Raw genomic sequence first — 18068 nt, 5'->3', positions numbered from 1 at the left:
ATTTATTTGATTTGATCAGGACAGTTTTTTATGAAAACCGCACAGGAACTCCGCGTAGGCAACGTCGTGCAGATCGGCAGCGACGCATGGGTCATCGCCAAGGCTGAATACAACAAGTCGGGCCGTAACTCCGCCGTCGTCAAGATGAAGATGAAGAACCTGCTGACGAACGCAGGCCAGGAAGCGGTCTACAAGGCTGACGACAAGTTCGACGTCGTCGTGCTCGACCGCAAGGAAGTGACGTACTCGTACTTCGCCGATCCGATGTACGTGTTCATGGACGCCGACTACAACCAGTTCGAAGTCGAAGCGGAAATGATGGGCGAAGCGCTGAACTACCTCGAAGACGGCATGGCTTGCGAAGTCGTGTTCTACAACGAGAAGGCGATCTCGGTCGAACTGCCGACGGTCCTGGTTCGCGAGATCACCTACACGGAACCGGCAGTCAAGGGCGACACGTCGTCGGGCAAGGTGCTGAAGAACGCCAAGCTCGCAACGGGCTTCGAACTGCAAGTGCCGCTGTTCTGCAACACCGGCGACAAGATCGAAATCGATACGCGTACGAACGAATACCGCAGCCGCGCGTAATCGCCAGCGATACCCGCATCGAACAAAGCGCCCTTCGGGGCGCTTTTTGTTTGTCCGGCACCAACAACCGGGCGAGAGTCAGGCTCATGTAAAGCACAAAAGCCACCGGTAAAGATATTCAATTTGTATCATCGGTAACTGTTTTATAGCGCCGGAGAAATATTGCTCGTTACGCGTTCAGCGGGGCATAAAATCAGTCTTTAATCTGACATGCGGCTGCGGCCACGATGACCGACAGCCCGCCTCTCTTGACTCGACTTGCGTCCACCATGCCACACGCCCTGATTGTCGAAGACGATCCCAACAGTCTGTCCGGCCTCACCGCGCTGCTCGCCGCGGACGGCTTCTCGGTCGACACGGCCACGTCGCTCGCAGAAGCGCGCACGGCGCTCGGCCGCTCGATTCCCGATGTCGTCCTGGTCGACCTGAACCTGCCGGACGGCAGCGGGTTCGACCTGCTCCAGCACCTGCCGCAGCAACAGCCGAACGGCTCGCTGCCCGTCATCGTGCTGACCGGCAATGCGACGGTCGAGAGCGCCATCGAGGGGCTGCGTCACGGCATCTGGGACTACCTGCTGAAGCCGATCAACATTCCGCGCCTGCGCAGCCTGCTCGCGCGGATCCCGCGTCCGTACGAACTGATCGACGAAGTGCAGTCGTTGCGCGCGTCGCTGCGCCATCTCGGCCGCTTCGGCGCGCTGGTCGGCCGCAGCGACGCGATGCAGCACGTGTACGACATGATCGAGCACAACGCGCGCACCGAAACGGCGGTGCTGTTCTCGGGCGAAGCGGGTACCGGCAAGAAGCTGGCCGCGCGCACGCTGCACGACCTGAGCCGGCGCCGCAAGGGGCCGTTCGTATCGTTCGACTGCCGGACGATCGCACAGGCCGGCCGGCACGGTGCGTCGCTCGACAGCGTGCTGTTCGGCCATGAGCGCGGTGCGTTCGATGGCGCCGAGCGCCGCGAATCGGGCCTGTTCGAACAGGCCGGCGGCGGCACGCTGTTCCTCGACGAAATCACCGCACTGCCGCTCGTGCTGCAGGAAGCGCTGCTGCATGCGCTCGATTCGCAGAACTTCATGCGGATCGGCGGCACGAGCTCGATCACGAGCGATTTCCGGCTGATCGCGACCACGCGCCGCCCGGCGCGCGAAGCGGTCGCGAACGGCACGCTGCGCGAGGATCTGTGGCTGCGCCTCGATGCGGCATCGATCACGATGCCGCCGCTGCGCGAGCGCGACGGCGATGCGCTCGCGATCGCGGATGCGCTGATCGACGAACTGAACCGCGACGCGCGCGCAACCGGCCGCAGCACGACCGACAAGCGCGCGGCGCCGGGCTTCGTCCGTGAATGCCTGTCCTACGAATGGCCGGGCAACGTGCGCGAGTTGCAGGAGCGCGTGCGCTTCGCGTACGACGCATCGGGCGATTTCATCGAGACGCTGCGCGCGGGCGAGCCGAGCTTCTCGGCCGGCGCCTCATTGAACGGCAGCAGCGTGCAGATCAAGGTCGGCACGCCGCTGTCCGATGTCGAGGATCTGCTGATCCGCGCGACGCTCGACGCCGTCGGCGGCACGCGCCACCGTGCGGCAACGTTGCTCGGCATCAGTCCGAAGACGCTGTACAACAAGCTGCAGCGGATGAAGGTGAACTGAGCAGGCGGCGATGCTCGAGGGTACTGCAGGACTTGACCGTTAGTTGCGCTGAAACTCACTACGTCGACCTGCCTGATTCCTGAAGCTGCCCGGTTCGCACCAGCAGTAATCCATGAAAAAGCCGCGCGATTGCGCGGCTTTTTGTTTCGGTAACCGGAACGGCGCGGGGCGCGCCATCCCCTCCCCGCTCAGGCCAGTGCGCTGCTCAACAGCGCCTGCGCCTGCAGATACTCGGGCTGCGCGATCAGCTTGTCCCACTTGAGCGCCTTGCCGCGCCCACGCATCCGCTTGATACGTCGCACCGACTCGTCTGTGGCCCGCGCTTTCAGCCCGTTCAGCACGACCTCGGCCGCGTCCGGCTGGTTGCAGACGAGCACCATGTCGCAACCGGCCGCGAGCGCGGCGTCGGCCGCCTGCGTGAGCGTGCCGCCTTCGCGCGCGGCTTCCATCGACAGGTCGTCGCTGAAGATCGCGCCCGTGAAGCCGAGCCGTCCGCGCAGGATGTCCTGCAGCCACACGCGCGAGAAACCGGCCGGCCGCTTGTCGACCTGCGTGTAGATCACGTGTGCGGGAATCACCGCGGACAGCGACAAACCGAGCCAGTCGTACGGTGCGACGTCCTGCTTGAGGATCGCGTCGAGCGTACGGTCGTCGGTCGGCAACGCAACGTGCGAGTCGGCCTCCGCGAAGCCGTGCCCCGGGAAATGCTTGCCGCAGTTCGCCATCCCCGCGAGCGACAGCCCGTGGTTCAGGCTCTTCGCGAGCAGCGTGACGACGCGCGGATCGCGATGGAACGCGCGATCGCCGATCACTTTCGAGTGCCCGTAGTCGAGGTCGAGCACGGGCGTGAAGCTCATGTCGATCCCGCACGCGCGCAGCTCGGCGGCCAGGACGTAGCCGACGGCCGTGGCGACCTTCGTCGCGAGCAGCACGTCGCGATCCCACAGCTCGCCCAGGCGGCGCATCGCGGGCAGCACCGTGAAGCCGTCGGTGCGGAAACGCTGCACGCGCCCGCCTTCGTGATCGACGGCGATCAGGATGTCTTCGCGCACCGCGCGGATCGAGTCGGTCAGCGCGGTCAGTTGCGCGCGGTTCTGGAAGTGCCGCGCGAACAGGATCACGCCGCCGGTATTCGGATGCGCGAGGCGCCGCGCATCGTCGCGCGACAGGGCCATGCCGACGACGTCGAGCATGACCGGGCCGGGAGTCGTTTTCATCGAATCGGGTATTCCGTCAGGAGGAGGTTCGGGAAACAGGTGCAGGCGCGGCGTCCGTCTCGGCGACCACGAACGACACCGCATAGTCGCGTTCGTCGCTGACCGTCACGCGCGCCGTGATGCCACGGGCCGCCAGCCAGTCGGCCAGCTCGCCCGATGCGACGACGTACGGCTCGCCGCTCGGGTGGTTGAGGGTCTGCAGCGCACGCCACGTCATCGGCCAGTGCATGCCGAGGCCGATCGCCTTCGAGAACGCTTCCTTCGCGGAAAAGCGCGTCGCGAGGAACGCGATGCCGCGCGCCTCGGAGCGGGCGCGGCGCGCATGGAACACGCGCAGCTCGTCCGGGCCCAGCACCTTCTCGGCAAACCGGCCGCCCGTGCGTTCGAGCACGGCCGCGATGCGGCTCACCTGGGCGATGTCGGTACCGATGCCGTAGATCGCCATGTCAGTACGCGCCGGTACGACCCGGCCGGGCCGGGTCAGGCATGACGCGCGACGCGCGGTGGCATGTCATCTTCAGCGCGCGCCGCCATGCAGCGCGGCAACGCGTGCGGCGACCATGATCGCCTTCATTTCGCGCACCGCGTTGTCCCAGCCCGCGAAAATCGCGTGCGCGACGATCGCGTGGCCGATGTTCAGTTCGACGATGCCGTCGATCGCGGCGATCTGCTGCACGTTCGTGTAGTGCAGGCCGTGACCGGCATTGACCTTCAGGCCGAGCTGCGCGCCCGCCTGAACGCCCGCGACGATGCGTTCGTATTCGCGCTGCTGCTCGGCTTCGTCGTGCGCTTCCGCGTAACGGCCCGTATGCAGCTCGATCACCGGCGCGCCCGCTTCGTGTGCGGCACGGATCTGCGTCTCGTCCGGGTCGATGAACAGCGACACGCGCACACCCACGTCGGCAAGCTGCTTGCATGCCGCACGCACGGCCTCGAAGTGGCCGGCGACATCGAGACCGCCTTCGGTCGTCAGTTCCTCGCGCTTCTCGGGCACGAGGCACGCGTCGTGCGGACGCACTTCACAGGCGATATCGAGCATCTCGGCCGTCACCGCGCATTCGAGATTCATGCGCGTCTTCAGCAGCGGACGCAGCTTGCGCACATCCGCATCGACGATGTGGCGGCGATCCTCGCGCAGGTGCAGCGTGATCGCATCCGCACCGGCTTCTTCGGCGGCGAGCGCCGCGCGGATCGGATCGGGATAGGTCGTGCCGCGCACATTGCGCAGCGTCGCGACGTGGTCGATGTTGACGCCGAGGTCGATGGCGGTGGGCGTTGTCAGGAAGAAACTCATAGGTTTTGCAGGTCGATCAGGATCTGACGCGTGGCAAGCGGCGTACCGCCGAGATAGGTGTTCAGCAGGAAGCGCATCAGCGTCTTGCTTTGCGCAACCGTCTGGGCTCGATGGTAATCGTCCTGCTCCATGTCGAGCAACGTCTGTCCGGAAATGACCGGCCAATGCGACGGGACTTCGTCGTCCGCGTTGCGCACGCCACGCTCGGGATCGAACACGTAGCGACGATCGGGCTCGACCGCGCGGCGCGCGACCGTGCGGTTCAGCGCCATCGCGTAGCCGGTCTCGCGCAGCAGCACGCGCTCGAACGAGCGCAGCACCTGCACCGCGGGTTCGCCGTGCGCGAGGCGCGTGAGGGTCAGCACGTAATGATTGAAGAGCGGCGGCTGGGGATCTTCGCGTGCGCAGAATTTCACGAGCAGCTCGTTCGCGTAGAAGCCGCACAAGAGCCCGTCGCCGCCGAGCGGCAGCATCCCGCCGACCCACTCGGCGCCCGTCAGCGTGCGCACCTCGGATTTGCCGGACCAGGACAGCAGCAGCGGCTGGAAGGTCTGCAGTACGCCGCGCAGCGCGGAGTGCGGGCGCTTCGCGCCCTTCGCGACGAGCGCAAGCCGGCCATGATCACGCGTCAGCACGTCGATGATCAGGCTCGTTTCCCGATACGGATAACTGTGCAGCACGTATGCCGGCTGCTCCGCGACGCGGAAATCGGACGTGCGTGACGTCGCGCGCCGCGCCTTGCGCGGCGGTTCAGGCGGTGCCGGCAGCGGCGCGTCGTTCGCGCCGGCCGTCACCGCGTCTTCAGTCGACGTCAGCGCGTCATTCGTACCCATAGGCGCGCAGCCCTGCCTCGTTGTCGGCCCAGCCGCTCTTCACCTTCACGAAGGTCTCGAGATACACCGGGCCGTCGAACAGCTTCTCCATGTCCATCCGCGCCTCGGTGCTGATCTGCTTGAGCTTCTCGCCCTTCTTGCCGATCACCATCGCCTTGTGCGAATCGCGCTCGACGAGGATCGTCGCGAAGATGCGCTTCAGGCGCCCTTCCTCCTCGAACTTGTCGATCAGCACGGTGCTCGTGTACGGCAGTTCGTCGCCGGTCCAGCGGAACACCTTCTCGCGCAGGATTTCAGCTGCGAGAAAACGCGAGCTGCGGTCGGTCAGCTCGTCCTCGCCGTAGATCGGCTCGCCTTCCGGCAGGTATGGCTTGATCGTGTCCAGCAGGCGCTTGATGTCTTCCGGTTTCTGCGCCGACAGCGGCACGAGCTCGGTGAATTCGCGCAGCTCGCTCACCTCCTGCATGAACGGGAACAGCGTGGCCTTGTCGTTCACGCGGTCGATCTTGTTCGCGATCAGCAGCGTCGGCATGCCAGGCGGAATCAGGTCGAGCACCTTCTGGTCGTCGGGGCCGAAGCGGCCGGCCTCGATCACGAACAGGATCACGTCGACCGACGTGAGCGTCGACGTGACCGCGCGGTTCAGCGAACGGTTCAGCGCGGTGCTGTGGCGGGTCTGGAAACCCGGCGTGTCGACGAACACGAATTGCGCGTCGTCGAACGTATTGATGCCGGTAATCCGGTGGCGGGTCGTCTGCGCCTTGCGCGACGTGATGCTGATCTTCTGGCCGACGAGTGCGTTCATCAACGTCGACTTGCCGACGTTCGGGCGGCCCACGATCGCGATCATGCCGCAACGGAAACCGGTAGGAGCGGGAGTGTTCATATCGTTTGGGAGACAGGTTCGGAAACGGCCGCGCGGCGCGCGGCACGATCGATGGGCAATTCAGTGGTCGGCATCGGCCACGCGCGCCTGCGCAGCGGCGAGGCTCGCGCCGCCCGGCGGCGTCTCGGAATCCGGTGCCGCGGCGTCGCGTGTGCGCGCAGCCGCACGCGAAGCGGGGTCGGTACCGGCGGAAGACTTGTCGGCGGACGACGATGCCGGATCGGCGGACTGGCCAGCCGGCTTGTCGGCTGCGCGTGCAGCGGGCACGGCTTCCGCGGGCTTCTCCGCGGCCTTGTCGGCTCGCTCGGCCGGCTTGTCGCCAGGCTTGTCGGCCGCCGGCTTCGCCGCCCGTTCGCCCTTTTCCGCAGCCGCGTCGACATGCGCCGCGCGAATCGCGGCCATCGGCGCCGCGGCCGGCTCGGTACCGGTCGCAGCGGTGGCCGCAGGCGCCGCACCGGCCGCCCTCGCCTCGCGCGCCGCCGCGCGTTCCTTCCGCTCCGGCGAGCGCAGGTCGAGCGCTTCCTGCACGCCCTTCACGCCCGGCACGATTTCGGGTTCGACATGCTTCGACCCGCGCGCGTTTTTCGAGCGCTTCGGCTTCGCGGCCAGCATCGGCGCGGCCGCCATCACTTCATCGAGCGCCTTCTTCGCGGCAGCCTGCTCGGCTGCGCGCCGGCTCGCACCGGAGCCCGACACCTTCACGTCGAGCTTCGGCACCGTGCATTCGACTTCGAATTGCTGATTGTGCGCCGCACCATGCGTCGCCACCACCGTGTAGGTCGGCAGCGCGATCTTGTGCCCCTGCAGGTATTCCTGCAGCAGCGTCTTCGCGTCCTTGCCGAGCGTGCGCGGATCGATGTGGTCGAGAATCGGGATATAGAGGCGCTTGATGACCCCTTGGGCGGCTTCGAAGCCGCCATCGAGGAACACGGCCCCGATGATGGCTTCGAACGCGTCCGCGAGGATCGACGGGCGACGGAACCCGCCGCTGCGCAGCTCGCCCTCGCCGAGCCGCAGTCCGTCCGAGATATTCAGGGCCTGAGCAATTTCGTACAGCGACTGCTGTTTGACGAGGTTGGCGCGTACGCGCGACAGATCGCCTTCGTCCAGCTTGCCGAAACGCTGGAACAAAAGGGCGGCCACCGCGCAATTCAGAACGGAGTCGCCGAGAAACTCGAGCCGTTCGTTGTGCGTGGCACTGTGACTGCGATGGGTCAAAGCCTGGCGCAACAATTCCGCATTGCGAAATTCGTAGCGCAGCCGGCTTTCCAACTGGGATGAGGGCATGTGCAGGAGTATAACGCGGGCGCCCGGTCGGGCCGAAACGGCACGGCCGGACGCGAAAAGGCGTGACGAGGCGGTGTTACCGCCGGTTCTTAAAGTAGTTCGGCAATACGCGACGCGGCCCGTGCGTCGCGTAGTGCGAGTGAGTCGATTGCGATCAGTTGAAGGAACCGATGCGCTTCAGGTCGCTGAAGTTCATCCAGATGAAGAACGCGCGGCCGACGATGTTCTGGTCCGGCACGAAACCCCAGTAGCGGCTGTCCGCACTGTTGTCGCGGTTGTCGCCCATCATGAAGTAGTGACCGGGCGGCACCTTGCAGATCACACCGCGGCTGTTGTACGTGCAGTTGTCGCGAAACGGATAGTCGTATGCGCCCATCACGAACGGCGGCACGGCCGGGTTGTTGAGGATCGCGTTCTTCTTGTTGCCGATCGTTTCCTCGAACTGCTTCGCGTAATTCTGGCGCTCGTCGTCGAAGAAATCGGGCAGCGGCGTTTCGGGCACCGGCTGGCCGTTGATCGTGAGCTGCTTGTCCTGGTACGCGACGGTATCGCCCGGCAGGCCGATCACGCGCTTGATGTAGTCGACCGACTCGTCCTTCGGATAACGGAACACGACGACGTCGCCGCGCGACAGCGGGCTGCCCTGCGTGATCTTCGTGTTCGTGACCGGCAGGCGCAGCCCGTATTCGAACTTGTTGACGAGGATGAAATCGCCGACGAGCAGCGTCGGCACCATCGAGCCCGACGGAATCTTGAACGGCTCGACGACGAACGAACGCACGACGAACACCGCCAGGATCACCGGGAAGAAGCTCGCCGTGTACTCGAGCCACCACGGCTGGCGCAACTTCTCGTCGCGCAGCTTCGAACGCGTCTGCACCGCGTTTTCATCCGCGAAGCGCTTGTCGATGCGCGACTGCTGGCGATCGAACTCCTCGATCGCCGAGTCGGCCGCCTTGCGACGCTGCGGCAGGAACACCAGTTTGTCCAGCACCCACGCTACGCCCGTCAAGATGACGAGCACAAAAAGAATCAGCGCAAAATTCATAAAAGGATCAGTCCTGTTATTTGTCTTCGACGCGCAAGATCGCAAGGAACGCTTCCTGCGGGATCTCGACCGAACCCACCTGCTTCATTCGTTTCTTGCCTTCCTTCTGCTTTTCGAGCAGCTTCTTCTTTCGCGTGATGTCACCGCCGTAGCACTTCGCGAGCACGTTCTTGCGCAGCGCCTTGATGTTCTCGCGCGCGACGATGTGCGCGCCGATCGCGGCCTGAATCGCCACGTCGTACATCTGGCGCGGGATGATCTCGCGCATCTTCGCGGCCACTTCGCGGCCGCGATATTGCGACTGCGAACGGTGCACGATGACCGACAGCGCATCGACCTTGTCGCCGTTGATCAGCATGTCGACCTTCACGACGTCCGACGAACGGTATTCCTTGAACTCGTAGTCCATCGACGCATAGCCGCGCGACACCGACTTCAGGCGATCGAAGAAGTCGAGCACGATCTCGGCCATCGGGATCTCGTACGTGAGCTGCACCTGGCGGCCGTGATACTGCATGTTGATCTGCGAGCCGCGCTTCTGCTCGCACAGCGTGATCACCGAGCCCACGTAATCCTGCGGCATGTACAGGTTCACGGTGACGATCGGCTCGCGGACTTCGGCGATACGGCCGGGCTCCGGCATCTTCGCCGGGTTCTCGACCTTGATCGTCGAGCCGTCGCTCTGCACGACCTCGTAGACGACCGTCGGTGCGGTCGTGATGAGATCCATGTCGAACTCGCGCTCGAGCCGCTCCTGCACGATTTCCATGTGCAGCAACCCGAGGAAGCCGCAGCGGAAACCGAAGCCGAGCGCCTGCGACACTTCCGGCTCGTACTGCAGCGATGCGTCGTTCAGCTTCAGCTTCTCGAGCGATTCGCGCAGCGCGTCGTACTGGTTCGCCTCGACCGGATACAGCCCCGCGAACACCTGCGGCTTCACTTCCTTGAAGCCCGGCAGCGGCTCGGTGGCGGCCTTGGACACGTGGGTGACGGTATCGCCGACCTTCGCGGCCGTCAGTTCCTTGATGCCCGCGATGATGAAGCCCACCTGCCCCGCCGACAGCGATTCGAGGTTGCGCGACTTCGGCGTGAACACGCCGATGTGCTCGACCGGATACTGCGCGCCGGTCGCCATCATCTTGATCTTGTCCTTCGGGCGCAGCGTGCCGTTGACGATACGCACCAGCATCACGACGCCGACGTAGTTGTCGAACCAAGAGTCGATGATGAGCGCCTGCAGCGGCGCGGCCGGGTCGCCCTTCGGCGGCGGCACCTTCGCGATCAGCGACTCGAGCACGTCCTCGACGCCGAGGCCCGTCTTCGCGCTGCAACGCGTCGCGTCGGTCGCGTCGATGCCGATCACGTCCTCGATCTCCTCGATCGCGTTCTCGGGGTTCGCGGCCGGCAGGTCGATCTTGTTCAGCACCGGAACGACCTCGACGCCGAGCTCGATCGCCGTGTAGCAGTTCGCGACGGTTTGCGCCTCGACGCCCTGGCTCGCATCGACGACCAGCAACGCGCCTTCGCACGCGGACAGCGAACGGCTGACTTCGTACGAGAAGTCGACGTGCCCCGGCGTGTCGATCAGGTTCAGGTTGTAGACCTTGCCGTCGCGCGCGCGATAGGACAGCGCGGCAGTCTGCGCCTTGATCGTGATGCCGCGCTCGCGCTCGATATCCATCGAGTCGAGCACCTGCGCTTCCATTTCACGGTCGGCGAGGCCGCCGCATACCTGGATGATGCGATCCGCGAGCGTCGACTTGCCATGGTCGATGTGCGCGATGATCGAGAAATTGCGAATATGATCCATTCAGTGCCGATCAAGCGAAAAAGGCGCGCTCGACGACTGCAGAGCACGCCTTGTGTAAGTCGGTGAAAAAACAGCTTATTTTAGCCGAAAAGGCCTTTGCCGGGCGGTATTTCCTACGCCGGGCCGGGCGGTGGTCGCCGGGGGGGGGCGCCCGCCGGGCCAAGCCCCGTGCGAAACGACGCGCGCCCGCGGCAGGTCAGGCTCGGCGCCGGGCCGCCAGCGCGTCGCGCACCCGCGCGTCGTCGAACCGGTGGCGGCATACCTCCGCCCCGTCCAGCAACAGCACGGGCACGTCCTCGTCGTAGCGGGCGACGAGCGCCGCATCGGTGTCGATGTCGACGTAATCGACCGCGACGCCGAATTCGGCCGCCACCGGCGCCAGTGCGTCGCGCATGTCGTCGCACAGGTGGCACCAGCCGCGGCCGTAAAGCGTGAACATCGGCGCGTTACTTCTGGCGCGGCCGCACGGGCACGAATTGCGTGTTGTCGCCACGCCGCACGAGCACCGCGACCGCCTTCTGCGGATCGAGCTGCGCGGTCACGTCGGCGAACTGCTTCGCGTTCGTGATGTCGGTGTCGCCGACGCGCAGCACGATGTCACCGCGCTGCAGGCCCGCACGGGCGGCCGGGCCGTCGACGCCGTCGATCTGCACGCCGTTCTTCAGCTTCAGCGTCTTCATCTGCTCCGCCGTCAGGTCGCTGACCGTCAGACCGAGCGAATTGGTCTGGCGCGGCTTCTGCGGCGCGTTCTTGCGCTGCTCGGCCTTTGCCGTCGTTTCGGCCGGCGTTTCCGCGATCGTGATCGGCAGATCGCGTGCCTGACCCTTGCGCCATACGCTGACCGTCGCCTTCGTGCCGGGCTTCGTGTCACCGACCATGCGCGGCAGATCCGACGCCGCGTCGACCGAACGACCATTGAACTTCAGGATGATGTCGCCCGGCTGGATACCCGCCTTGTCGGCCGGGCCACCCGGCTCGACGCTGCTGACGAGCGCGCCCTCGGCCTTCGGCAACCCGATCGAATCGGCCACGTCCTTCGTCACCTCGCCGATCGCCACCGCGATCCGGCCGCGCGTGACCTTGCCCGTCGCCTTCAGCTGGTCGGCCACGCGCATCGCCTCGTCGATCGGAATCGCGAACGAGATGCCCATGAAGCCGCCGGTACGACTGTAGATCTGCGAGTTGATGCCGATCACCTCGCCCTGCATGTTGATGAGCGGGCCGCCCGAGTTGCCGGGGTTCACGGCAACGTCGGTCTGGATGAACGGCAGGTAGTCACCCGTATTGCGGCTCTTCGAGCTGACGATGCCGGCCGTGACCGTGTTGTCGAGGCCGAACGGCGAACCGATCGCGACGACCCACTCGCCGACGCGCACCTTGTTCGAATCGCCGATCGCGACGACCGGCAGGTTCGACGCCTGGATCTTGACGACCGCGACGTCCGTGCGATCGTCGACGCCGATCAGCTTCGCCTTGAATTCGCGCTTGTCGGTCAGCGTCACGTAGATGGTGTCCGCATCGTCGACGACGTGCGCATTGGTCATCACGTAGCCGTCGGCCGACACGATGAAGCCCGAGCCGACGCCGCGATTCTGTTCGGTGTCGGGCGGATTGTCCGGCGTCGGCGCGTTCTTCGGATTGCCGCCGCCATTGCCACTACCGTTGCCCGGCGCCTGCGGCAGCGGAATGCCGAAAAAGCGGCGGAAGAATTCCGACATGTCGCCGTTGTCGAAGCCCGGCGGAAGCACGCCGCGCGGGCCGGGTACCGGCACGTTCGCGGTGGTCCGGATGTTCACGACCGCAGGGCCGACCTTTTCGACGAGATCGGCGAAATCGGGAAGGCTGGCAGCGGGAGGCGTGACAGCGACCGCGGTTTGCGGGACGAGCGGCAGGCAGGCACACAGCGCCGCCGCCGCGAGCACTTTGCGCAGCGTGAGTTTCGTCATGTCGGAAGCCGTAGCGTTACTTGGAAGCCTTGTATTCTATGGCAGACGCGAACTGCTGCAACGTAGCCGGCGGCACTTCTCCGAGTACGGTGATCCAGTAGTCGCCGCGGCGCTTCACGAGAACGTTCGTCGCACCGGTGCTGCCTGCGCCTTCCTTGCGCGTATTCTTTTCGGCCGGCTCGATGAAAACCGAGATCGTCGCGAGGCCGTCGGTGAAGACGGCCTGATCGACCGGGATCGGCGGCTCGCCCGCGTCACGCGCGGCCATCGGCCGGCGCACTTCACGAATCTTCTGGAAACCGGCCACGCTCGGGGCGAGCTGCCAGCCCTGCGCTTCCATGTCGACCGTCGCGACCGGCGGCCGCACGACCGTCCAGCCGCTCAGGTTGCGCATGCCGGCCGCGATCGCGGCCTTGTCGCCGCTTGCGCCGCCCGTCTGCAGTTGCGAGAACGCGATCTGCTCGAGCACGTGATCGTTCGCATCGAGCGTCTGCGAGCGCAGCAGCAGCCCCGTGCGCGCGTCGGCCCACAGCTTGTACGTGAAGCGGTACGCATCCTTCGGCACGAGTTCGACGACCTGCGCGTCGATCCCTGCCACGCGGTCCTTGCCGAGCGACTTCGCGTCGTAGACGGACATCACGTGCTCGCCGCTCGCGCCGAGCAGCGCGGGGAACGAGTCGCGCGTCTGACGGCGCTCGACCACGCACAGCTTGCGCTCGGGCACGAACGTGTACAACTCGTCGTTATGTCGCAGAAGCTTGCGCGGCTTGCCGTCGAGCGTCTCGATGCGCTCGAACTCGCCGTCGCGGGACGCGACGTGCGCGATGCGCGACGACTGCACATAACCGCCGCGCTGGTAGACGAACGTGCCTTCGTAACTCTGCTGCTGCGCCGCTTGCTGGACACGGTCGAGCCAGTCGGCGGCACCCTTGCGGGTCGCGACGGGATCGTCCGGTTGCTGGGCGCTGGCAGGAAGGGATTGAACGGACAACAGGGCGGCTGCGCAAAGCAGGAGGGCCGGCAGCCGCTTCCATCCGGAGATGGCGTGATTCAACTGCAATGTCCGCATCGGGTTTATTGGCCTGGCGTGGTGGTCACGGCAGCGCGGATCAGCGGCATCGAACCCGTGACGACGGGCTGCTGCGCGAATTGCTGGTGCGCTTCAAGGTATTGGTCGAGGCTGGCGTCGCGAATGATGTTGACGTCCTGCAGGCCCGGCTGGGCCGATGCCTGCGCAACCGTCACGCGCTGCAGGTTGCCGCCTTGCGGCGCACCGGCCGACGCGACCTGGACGGCGCCCGGGGCACCGGCCGTCTGCATTTGCGGGACGACGATCCACGTCAGCGTGGCCGCCGCGGCAGCAACCGCGAACGCGGGCACGACGCGCCGGCGCAGCGACAGCAGCTTGCGCGCGACGGGTGCGGCCGCCGGCGCGAGCAGGTGCGGCTCGCTTTCGAGCGCAGCCGACATGCGCGCGGTGAACGCCACGCTCAGCGCGGGCGACAGCGCGAGCTCGTCCGAGCGCAGCGCATCGCCGATCAGGTGGTAATGGGCCCACGCAGCGCGATCCGCGCGGTTGAGCTCAGCCAGAAACTGCCCGTTGTCCGGGCCCTCGAACATTTCGCCGTCGACCAGCGCGGAAAGGCGCTCGCCGCGCGAGCACGCTTGCGACTGCGTATTGACCGACCCCATGATGCTCCCCATCTTGCACACCCCGTCGTGACTTCACGACTCTAACCGTAACTAGACCCCGACCCGCGTCGCTCCGCCCATCGCGCTTACCAGCGCTTGCCTTCGGGCGTATCGAGCAGCGGACGCAATTTGGCAGCGATTGCCTCGCGTGCGCGGAAGATCCGCGACCGGACCGTCCCGATCGGACAGCCCATCATTTCCGCGATCTCTTCGTAGCTCAGGCCCTCGATCTCGCGCAGCGTAATTGCCTGGCGCAGTTCTTCGGGCAGCAGAGCCATGGCAGCGTTGACCGTCTCGGCAATCTGCTTGCTCATCAACATCGACTCAGGCGTGTTGATATCCCTTAGTTGGTCTGCGTCGGAGAAAGTTTCCGCTTCCTCCGCATCGGCCTCCGTCGAGGTCGGCGCCCGGCGGCCTTGCGTCGCAAGGTAGTTCTTCGCCGTGTTGACGGCAATTCGGTACAACCACGTATAGAACGCCGACTCGCCGCGGAATTGCGGCAGCGCACGATACGCCTTGATGAACGCGTCCTGGGCCACATCCTCGACCTCGGCGGGATCCCGCACGAGGCGCGAAATCAGCCGAATGATCTTGCGGTGGTATTTGGAGACCAGGAGTTCGAACGCTGCCTTGTCGCCCTTCTGTACGCGCTCGACCAGAGCCTGATCGATTTCTTTTTCACTCACCTGACAAATCCGTTAACTAGGGATGCAACGCGGAGCGCTATTGTAGCGTTCCCGCGCCGGCCGCTGGTTACGGTAGGTAACCGTGCCGCCGTCAAACCCGCCCCGCCGCGCCCGCCGTTCTCGCCAGCACGGACAGCGCGCTGAACGATGCGGCGTCGAGCGCATCGGCCGGAATCAGCAGCGGCCGGGCCCGCCGGGCGCCCTGCCCGACCGACAGCACCAGCAGCAGGCTGCTCCAGTGCGCATGCCCCGTCACGCGGCCGCGTGCCAGCAGGCGCCCGGTGCGGCCAAACGCCGCGATTTCCCCGAATGCGTCGATCTGCAACTCGGCCGGCAGCCGGCGGGCACAGGCCCGCGCAGCGCACACGGCCAGCAGCGCGGCCGTCACGGCTGCCACGCCTGCACCGGCGGCCGCGCCCGCGCGCGGCGCCCAGAACAGATAGGCCGACGCGGTAGCCGACGCGACGAACACGGCCAGCACGAAATACGACACGGCCGAGGCCCGCAACGCAAAACGTTGCGGGCGCCCGGCCGGAGCATCGAATGGACTCGTCAAGCGATTGCGGCGTCAGACGCGCTTGAACACCAGCGTGCCGTTCGTACCGCCGAAGCCGAAGTTGTTCTTCACGGCAACGTCGATCTTCATGTCACGCGCGGTGTTCGCGCAGTAGTCGAGATCGCACTCCGGGTCCTGGTTGAAGATGTTGATGGTCGGCGGCGACACGTTGTTGTGCAGCGCCAGCACCGTGAACACCGATTCGAGGCCGCCCGCGCCGCCCAGCAGGTGGCCCGTCATCGACTTCGTCGAGTTCACGACGATCTTGTACGCATGCTCGCCGAAGGCCGCCTTCACCGCGTCGGACTCGTTCTTGTCGCCCAGCGGCGTCGACGTGCCGTGCGCGTTCAGGTACTGGACCTCGTCCGCGTTCATGCCGGCGTCGCGCAGTGCCGCGACCATGCAGCGGCGCGGGCCGTCCATGTTCGGCGCGGTCATGTGGTACGCGTCGCCCGTCATGCCGAAGCCCGAGACTTCCGCGTAGATCTTCGCGCCGCGTGCCTTCGCCGCTTCGTACTCCTCGAGCACCATCACACCGGCACCCTCGCCCAGCACGAAGCCGTCGCGGTCCCTGTCCCACGGGCGGGATGCGCTGGCCGGATCGTCGTTGCGGGTCGACAGCGCACGCGCTGCCGCGAAACCGCCGATGCCGAGCGGCGATACCGTCGATTCGGCGCCGCCCGCAACCATCACGTCGGCGTCGCCGGCCTGGATCAGGCGCGCTGCGAGGCCGATGCTGTGCAGGCCGGTCGTGCAGGCCGTCACGGCCGCGAGGTTCGGGCCCTTCAGGCCGAACATGATGCTCAGGTGACCCGAGATCATGTTGATGATCGAACCCGGCACGAAGAATGGCGAAATCCGGCGCGGACCACGATCGACGTAGGTCTGGTGCGTATCTTCGATCATCGGCAGGCCGCCGATGCCGGAACCGACCATCACGCCGATGCGCTCCGCATTGGCTTCGTTCACTTCCAGCCCGCTGTCCTTGATGGCCTGGACGCCGGCGGCGATGCCGTAATGGATGAACGTATCCATGCTCCGGGCTTCCTTCGCCGGGATGTACTCCTCGGCGCTGAAGCCCTTCACTTCGCCCGCGAAATGGCAGGCGAGGTTCGACGCATCGAACTTCGTGACGGTGGCGATACCGGACTTGCCGGCGACGAGATTGGCCCAGCCGTCGGCAACATTATTGCCAACAGGCGAAATCAGCCCCAGGCCTGTAACAACAACACGACGGCGGCTCACGGTAACCTCTTTTCCATTATTGGATGACAAAAACAAAAGCCACAGTGGCCACAGGAACCAGCCCTGCGAGCCCTGTGGCTGTTAGTCCGTCCGGCGCGAAGCCGGCAGGATGGCGCGTCAATCGCGAAGATCGCGGCGACGTGGCGGACAAGCGCGAAAGGCGCTTACGCCTTGACGTTTGCGCGAGCGTAGTCGATCGCTTGCTGAACGGTCGTGATCTTCTCTGCTTCTTCGTCCGGGATTTCCATGCCGAACTCGTCTTCCAGAGCCATCACCAGTTCGACCGTGTCGAGCGAGTCGGCGCCCAGGTCGTTCACGAACGAAGCTTCGTTCTTGATCTCGGCTTCCGCGACGCCCAGTTGTTCAGCGACGATCTTCTTGACACGTTGTTCGATGTTGTCCATTACCCCTCCGAGGGAAAGTTCAGATTTACAAGTGCGCGCATTTTATCAGGTTTGCTGACGCCAAAACGCGCGTTGGCTTGATGGTCGATCAAGCGCCGGTCCGCCTGAAAAACGGGATACGGCGCGGATGGTAAACGAAAATCGTTACGACATGTACATGCCGCCGTTCACGTGCAGCGTCGTACCGGTGATGTAACCGGCTTGCGGCGATGCGAGGAACGCGACGGCATGGGCGATGTCTTCCGGGCTGCCGAGGCGGCCGAGCGGAATCTGGGTCTTGAGCGCGGCCTGCTGTTCTTCCGGCAGCGTCTTCGTCATGTCGGTGTCGATGAAGCCCGGCGCCACGCAGTTCACGGTGATGCCGCGGCTGCCGATTTCACGCGCAAGCGCACGCGTCATGCCCGCCACGCCGGCCTTCGCAGCCGCGTAGTTGACCTGACCCGGGTTGCCGGCCGAGCCGACCACCGACGTGATGTTGATGATGCGGCCGCCACGCGCCTTCATCATCGGGCGCAGCACCGCGCGCGACAGGCGGAACACCGACTTCAGGTTGGTGTCGATCACCGCGTCCCAGTCCTCGTCCTTCATCCGCATCGCGAGCTGGTCCTGCGTGATGCCCGCGTTGTTGACGAGCACGTTCAGCGCGCCGAATTCCTTCACGGTCGCGTCGATCAGCGCCTCGGCGGCTGCCGCGTCGTTGACGTTCAGCACCGCGCCGCGGCCCGTGACGCCCGCTTCCGCGAACGCCGCGGTAATCGCAGCGGCGCCCGATTCGCTCGTCGCCGTGCCGATCACCGTCGCACCCAGGCGCGCGAGCTCGAGCGCGATCGAACGGCCGATGCCGCGCGATGCGCCGGTGACGATCGCAACCTGTTTATCGAGAGTCTTGTCCATGAATCGAATATCCGTCTCTTGAGAAAA

The 18068-nt window shown here is 65.5% G+C and carries 19 protein-coding genes; 2 read left to right on the top strand and 17 right to left on the bottom strand.

The window, feature by feature from the left end:
• Positions 1-30: 30 nt before the first annotated feature.
• Positions 31-588: an elongation factor P gene (efp, locus tag CFB45_RS05810; RefSeq protein WP_011351421.1), complete on the top strand. Its 558-nt coding sequence runs from the start codon at positions 31-33 to the stop codon at positions 586-588.
• 269 nt (positions 589-857) lie between these two features.
• Positions 858-2243, top strand: coding sequence for a sigma-54-dependent transcriptional regulator (locus CFB45_RS05805; RefSeq protein WP_089424858.1), 1386 nt, complete (start codon positions 858-860; stop codon positions 2241-2243).
• A 188-nt stretch (positions 2244-2431) separates the two neighbouring features.
• Here the strand turns inward: CFB45_RS05805 and nagZ are convergent, their stop codons facing one another.
• The 17 genes from nagZ to fabG all read right to left on the bottom strand — a co-directional run bounded on the left by nagZ (position 2432) and on the right by fabG (position 18041).
• Complete coding sequence (nagZ, locus tag CFB45_RS05800) at positions 2432-3460, bottom strand: beta-N-acetylhexosaminidase (RefSeq protein ID WP_089424857.1); 1029 nt, start codon at positions 3458-3460, stop codon at positions 2432-2434.
• Between the two features lie 16 nt (positions 3461-3476).
• Positions 3477-3905 carry a holo-ACP synthase gene (gene acpS, locus CFB45_RS05795; protein WP_011351418.1) on the bottom strand — a complete coding sequence of 143 codons (429 nt, stop codon included), beginning with the start codon at positions 3903-3905 and terminating at the stop codon, positions 3477-3479.
• Between the two features lie 72 nt (positions 3906-3977).
• The gene (gene pdxJ, locus CFB45_RS05790; RefSeq protein ID WP_046545252.1) at positions 3978-4754 is read right to left on the bottom strand and encodes a pyridoxine 5'-phosphate synthase; all 777 of its coding nucleotides are present in this window, start codon (positions 4752-4754) and stop codon (positions 3978-3980) included.
• Positions 4751-5587: a DNA repair protein RecO gene (gene recO, locus CFB45_RS05785; protein ID WP_011351416.1), complete on the bottom strand. Its 837-nt coding sequence runs from the start codon at positions 5585-5587 to the stop codon at positions 4751-4753. Before recO ends, pdxJ begins: the two co-directional genes overlap by 4 nt.
• The gene (gene era, locus CFB45_RS05780; RefSeq protein WP_089424856.1) at positions 5574-6473 is read right to left on the bottom strand and encodes a GTPase Era; all 900 of its coding nucleotides are present in this window, start codon (positions 6471-6473) and stop codon (positions 5574-5576) included. Before era ends, recO begins: the two co-directional genes overlap by 14 nt.
• Positions 6474-6533: 60 nt before the next feature.
• A complete protein-coding gene (gene rnc, locus CFB45_RS05775) occupies positions 6534-7760 on the bottom strand; it encodes a ribonuclease III (protein ID WP_089424855.1) in 1227 nt (408 codons plus the stop codon).
• 154 nt (positions 7761-7914) lie between these two features.
• Entirely contained in the window at positions 7915-8808 is an 894-nt protein-coding gene (gene lepB / locus CFB45_RS05770; protein WP_027788005.1) for a signal peptidase I, read from the bottom strand.
• A gap of 16 nt (positions 8809-8824) precedes the next feature.
• Positions 8825-10618, bottom strand: a complete 1794-nt coding sequence (gene lepA / locus CFB45_RS05765) for a translation elongation factor 4 (RefSeq protein WP_089424854.1) — start codon at positions 10616-10618, stop codon at positions 8825-8827.
• 196 nt (positions 10619-10814) lie between these two features.
• Positions 10815-11057: a glutaredoxin family protein gene (locus tag CFB45_RS05760; RefSeq protein WP_089424853.1), complete on the bottom strand. Its 243-nt coding sequence runs from the start codon at positions 11055-11057 to the stop codon at positions 10815-10817.
• A gap of 7 nt (positions 11058-11064) precedes the next feature.
• Positions 11065-12564, bottom strand: coding sequence for a DegQ family serine endoprotease (locus CFB45_RS05755; RefSeq protein ID WP_089424852.1), 1500 nt, complete (start codon positions 12562-12564; stop codon positions 11065-11067).
• Between the two features lie 16 nt (positions 12565-12580).
• Entirely contained in the window at positions 12581-13633 is a 1053-nt protein-coding gene (locus tag CFB45_RS05750; RefSeq protein ID WP_059527587.1) for a MucB/RseB C-terminal domain-containing protein, read from the bottom strand.
• A gap of 5 nt (positions 13634-13638) precedes the next feature.
• Positions 13639-14256, bottom strand: a complete 618-nt coding sequence (locus CFB45_RS05745) for a sigma-E factor negative regulatory protein (RefSeq protein ID WP_089424851.1) — start codon at positions 14254-14256, stop codon at positions 13639-13641.
• Between the two features lie 86 nt (positions 14257-14342).
• Positions 14343-14942, bottom strand: coding sequence for an RNA polymerase sigma factor RpoE (rpoE, locus tag CFB45_RS05740; protein WP_006490873.1), 600 nt, complete (start codon positions 14940-14942; stop codon positions 14343-14345).
• A 91-nt stretch (positions 14943-15033) separates the two neighbouring features.
• Positions 15034-15498, bottom strand: coding sequence for a hypothetical protein (locus CFB45_RS05735; protein ID WP_089424850.1), 465 nt, complete (start codon positions 15496-15498; stop codon positions 15034-15036).
• A 12-nt stretch (positions 15499-15510) separates the two neighbouring features.
• A complete protein-coding gene (gene fabF, locus CFB45_RS05730) occupies positions 15511-16743 on the bottom strand; it encodes a beta-ketoacyl-ACP synthase II (RefSeq protein ID WP_089424849.1) in 1233 nt (410 codons plus the stop codon).
• A 164-nt stretch (positions 16744-16907) separates the two neighbouring features.
• A complete protein-coding gene (acpP, locus tag CFB45_RS05725; protein ID WP_004197638.1) occupies positions 16908-17147 on the bottom strand; it encodes an acyl carrier protein in 240 nt (79 codons plus the stop codon).
• Positions 17148-17291: 144 nt separating this feature from the next.
• Complete coding sequence (fabG, locus tag CFB45_RS05720) at positions 17292-18041, bottom strand: 3-oxoacyl-ACP reductase FabG (protein WP_006476504.1); 750 nt, start codon at positions 18039-18041, stop codon at positions 17292-17294.
• Positions 18042-18068 lie beyond the last annotated feature (27 nt).

This window comes from Burkholderia sp. HI2500 (assembly GCF_002223055.1).
Taxonomy (GTDB): domain Bacteria; phylum Pseudomonadota; class Gammaproteobacteria; order Burkholderiales; family Burkholderiaceae; genus Burkholderia.
The sequence above is the reverse complement of the archived record's forward strand: the minus strand, read 5'-3'. Positions and strand labels throughout refer to the sequence as shown.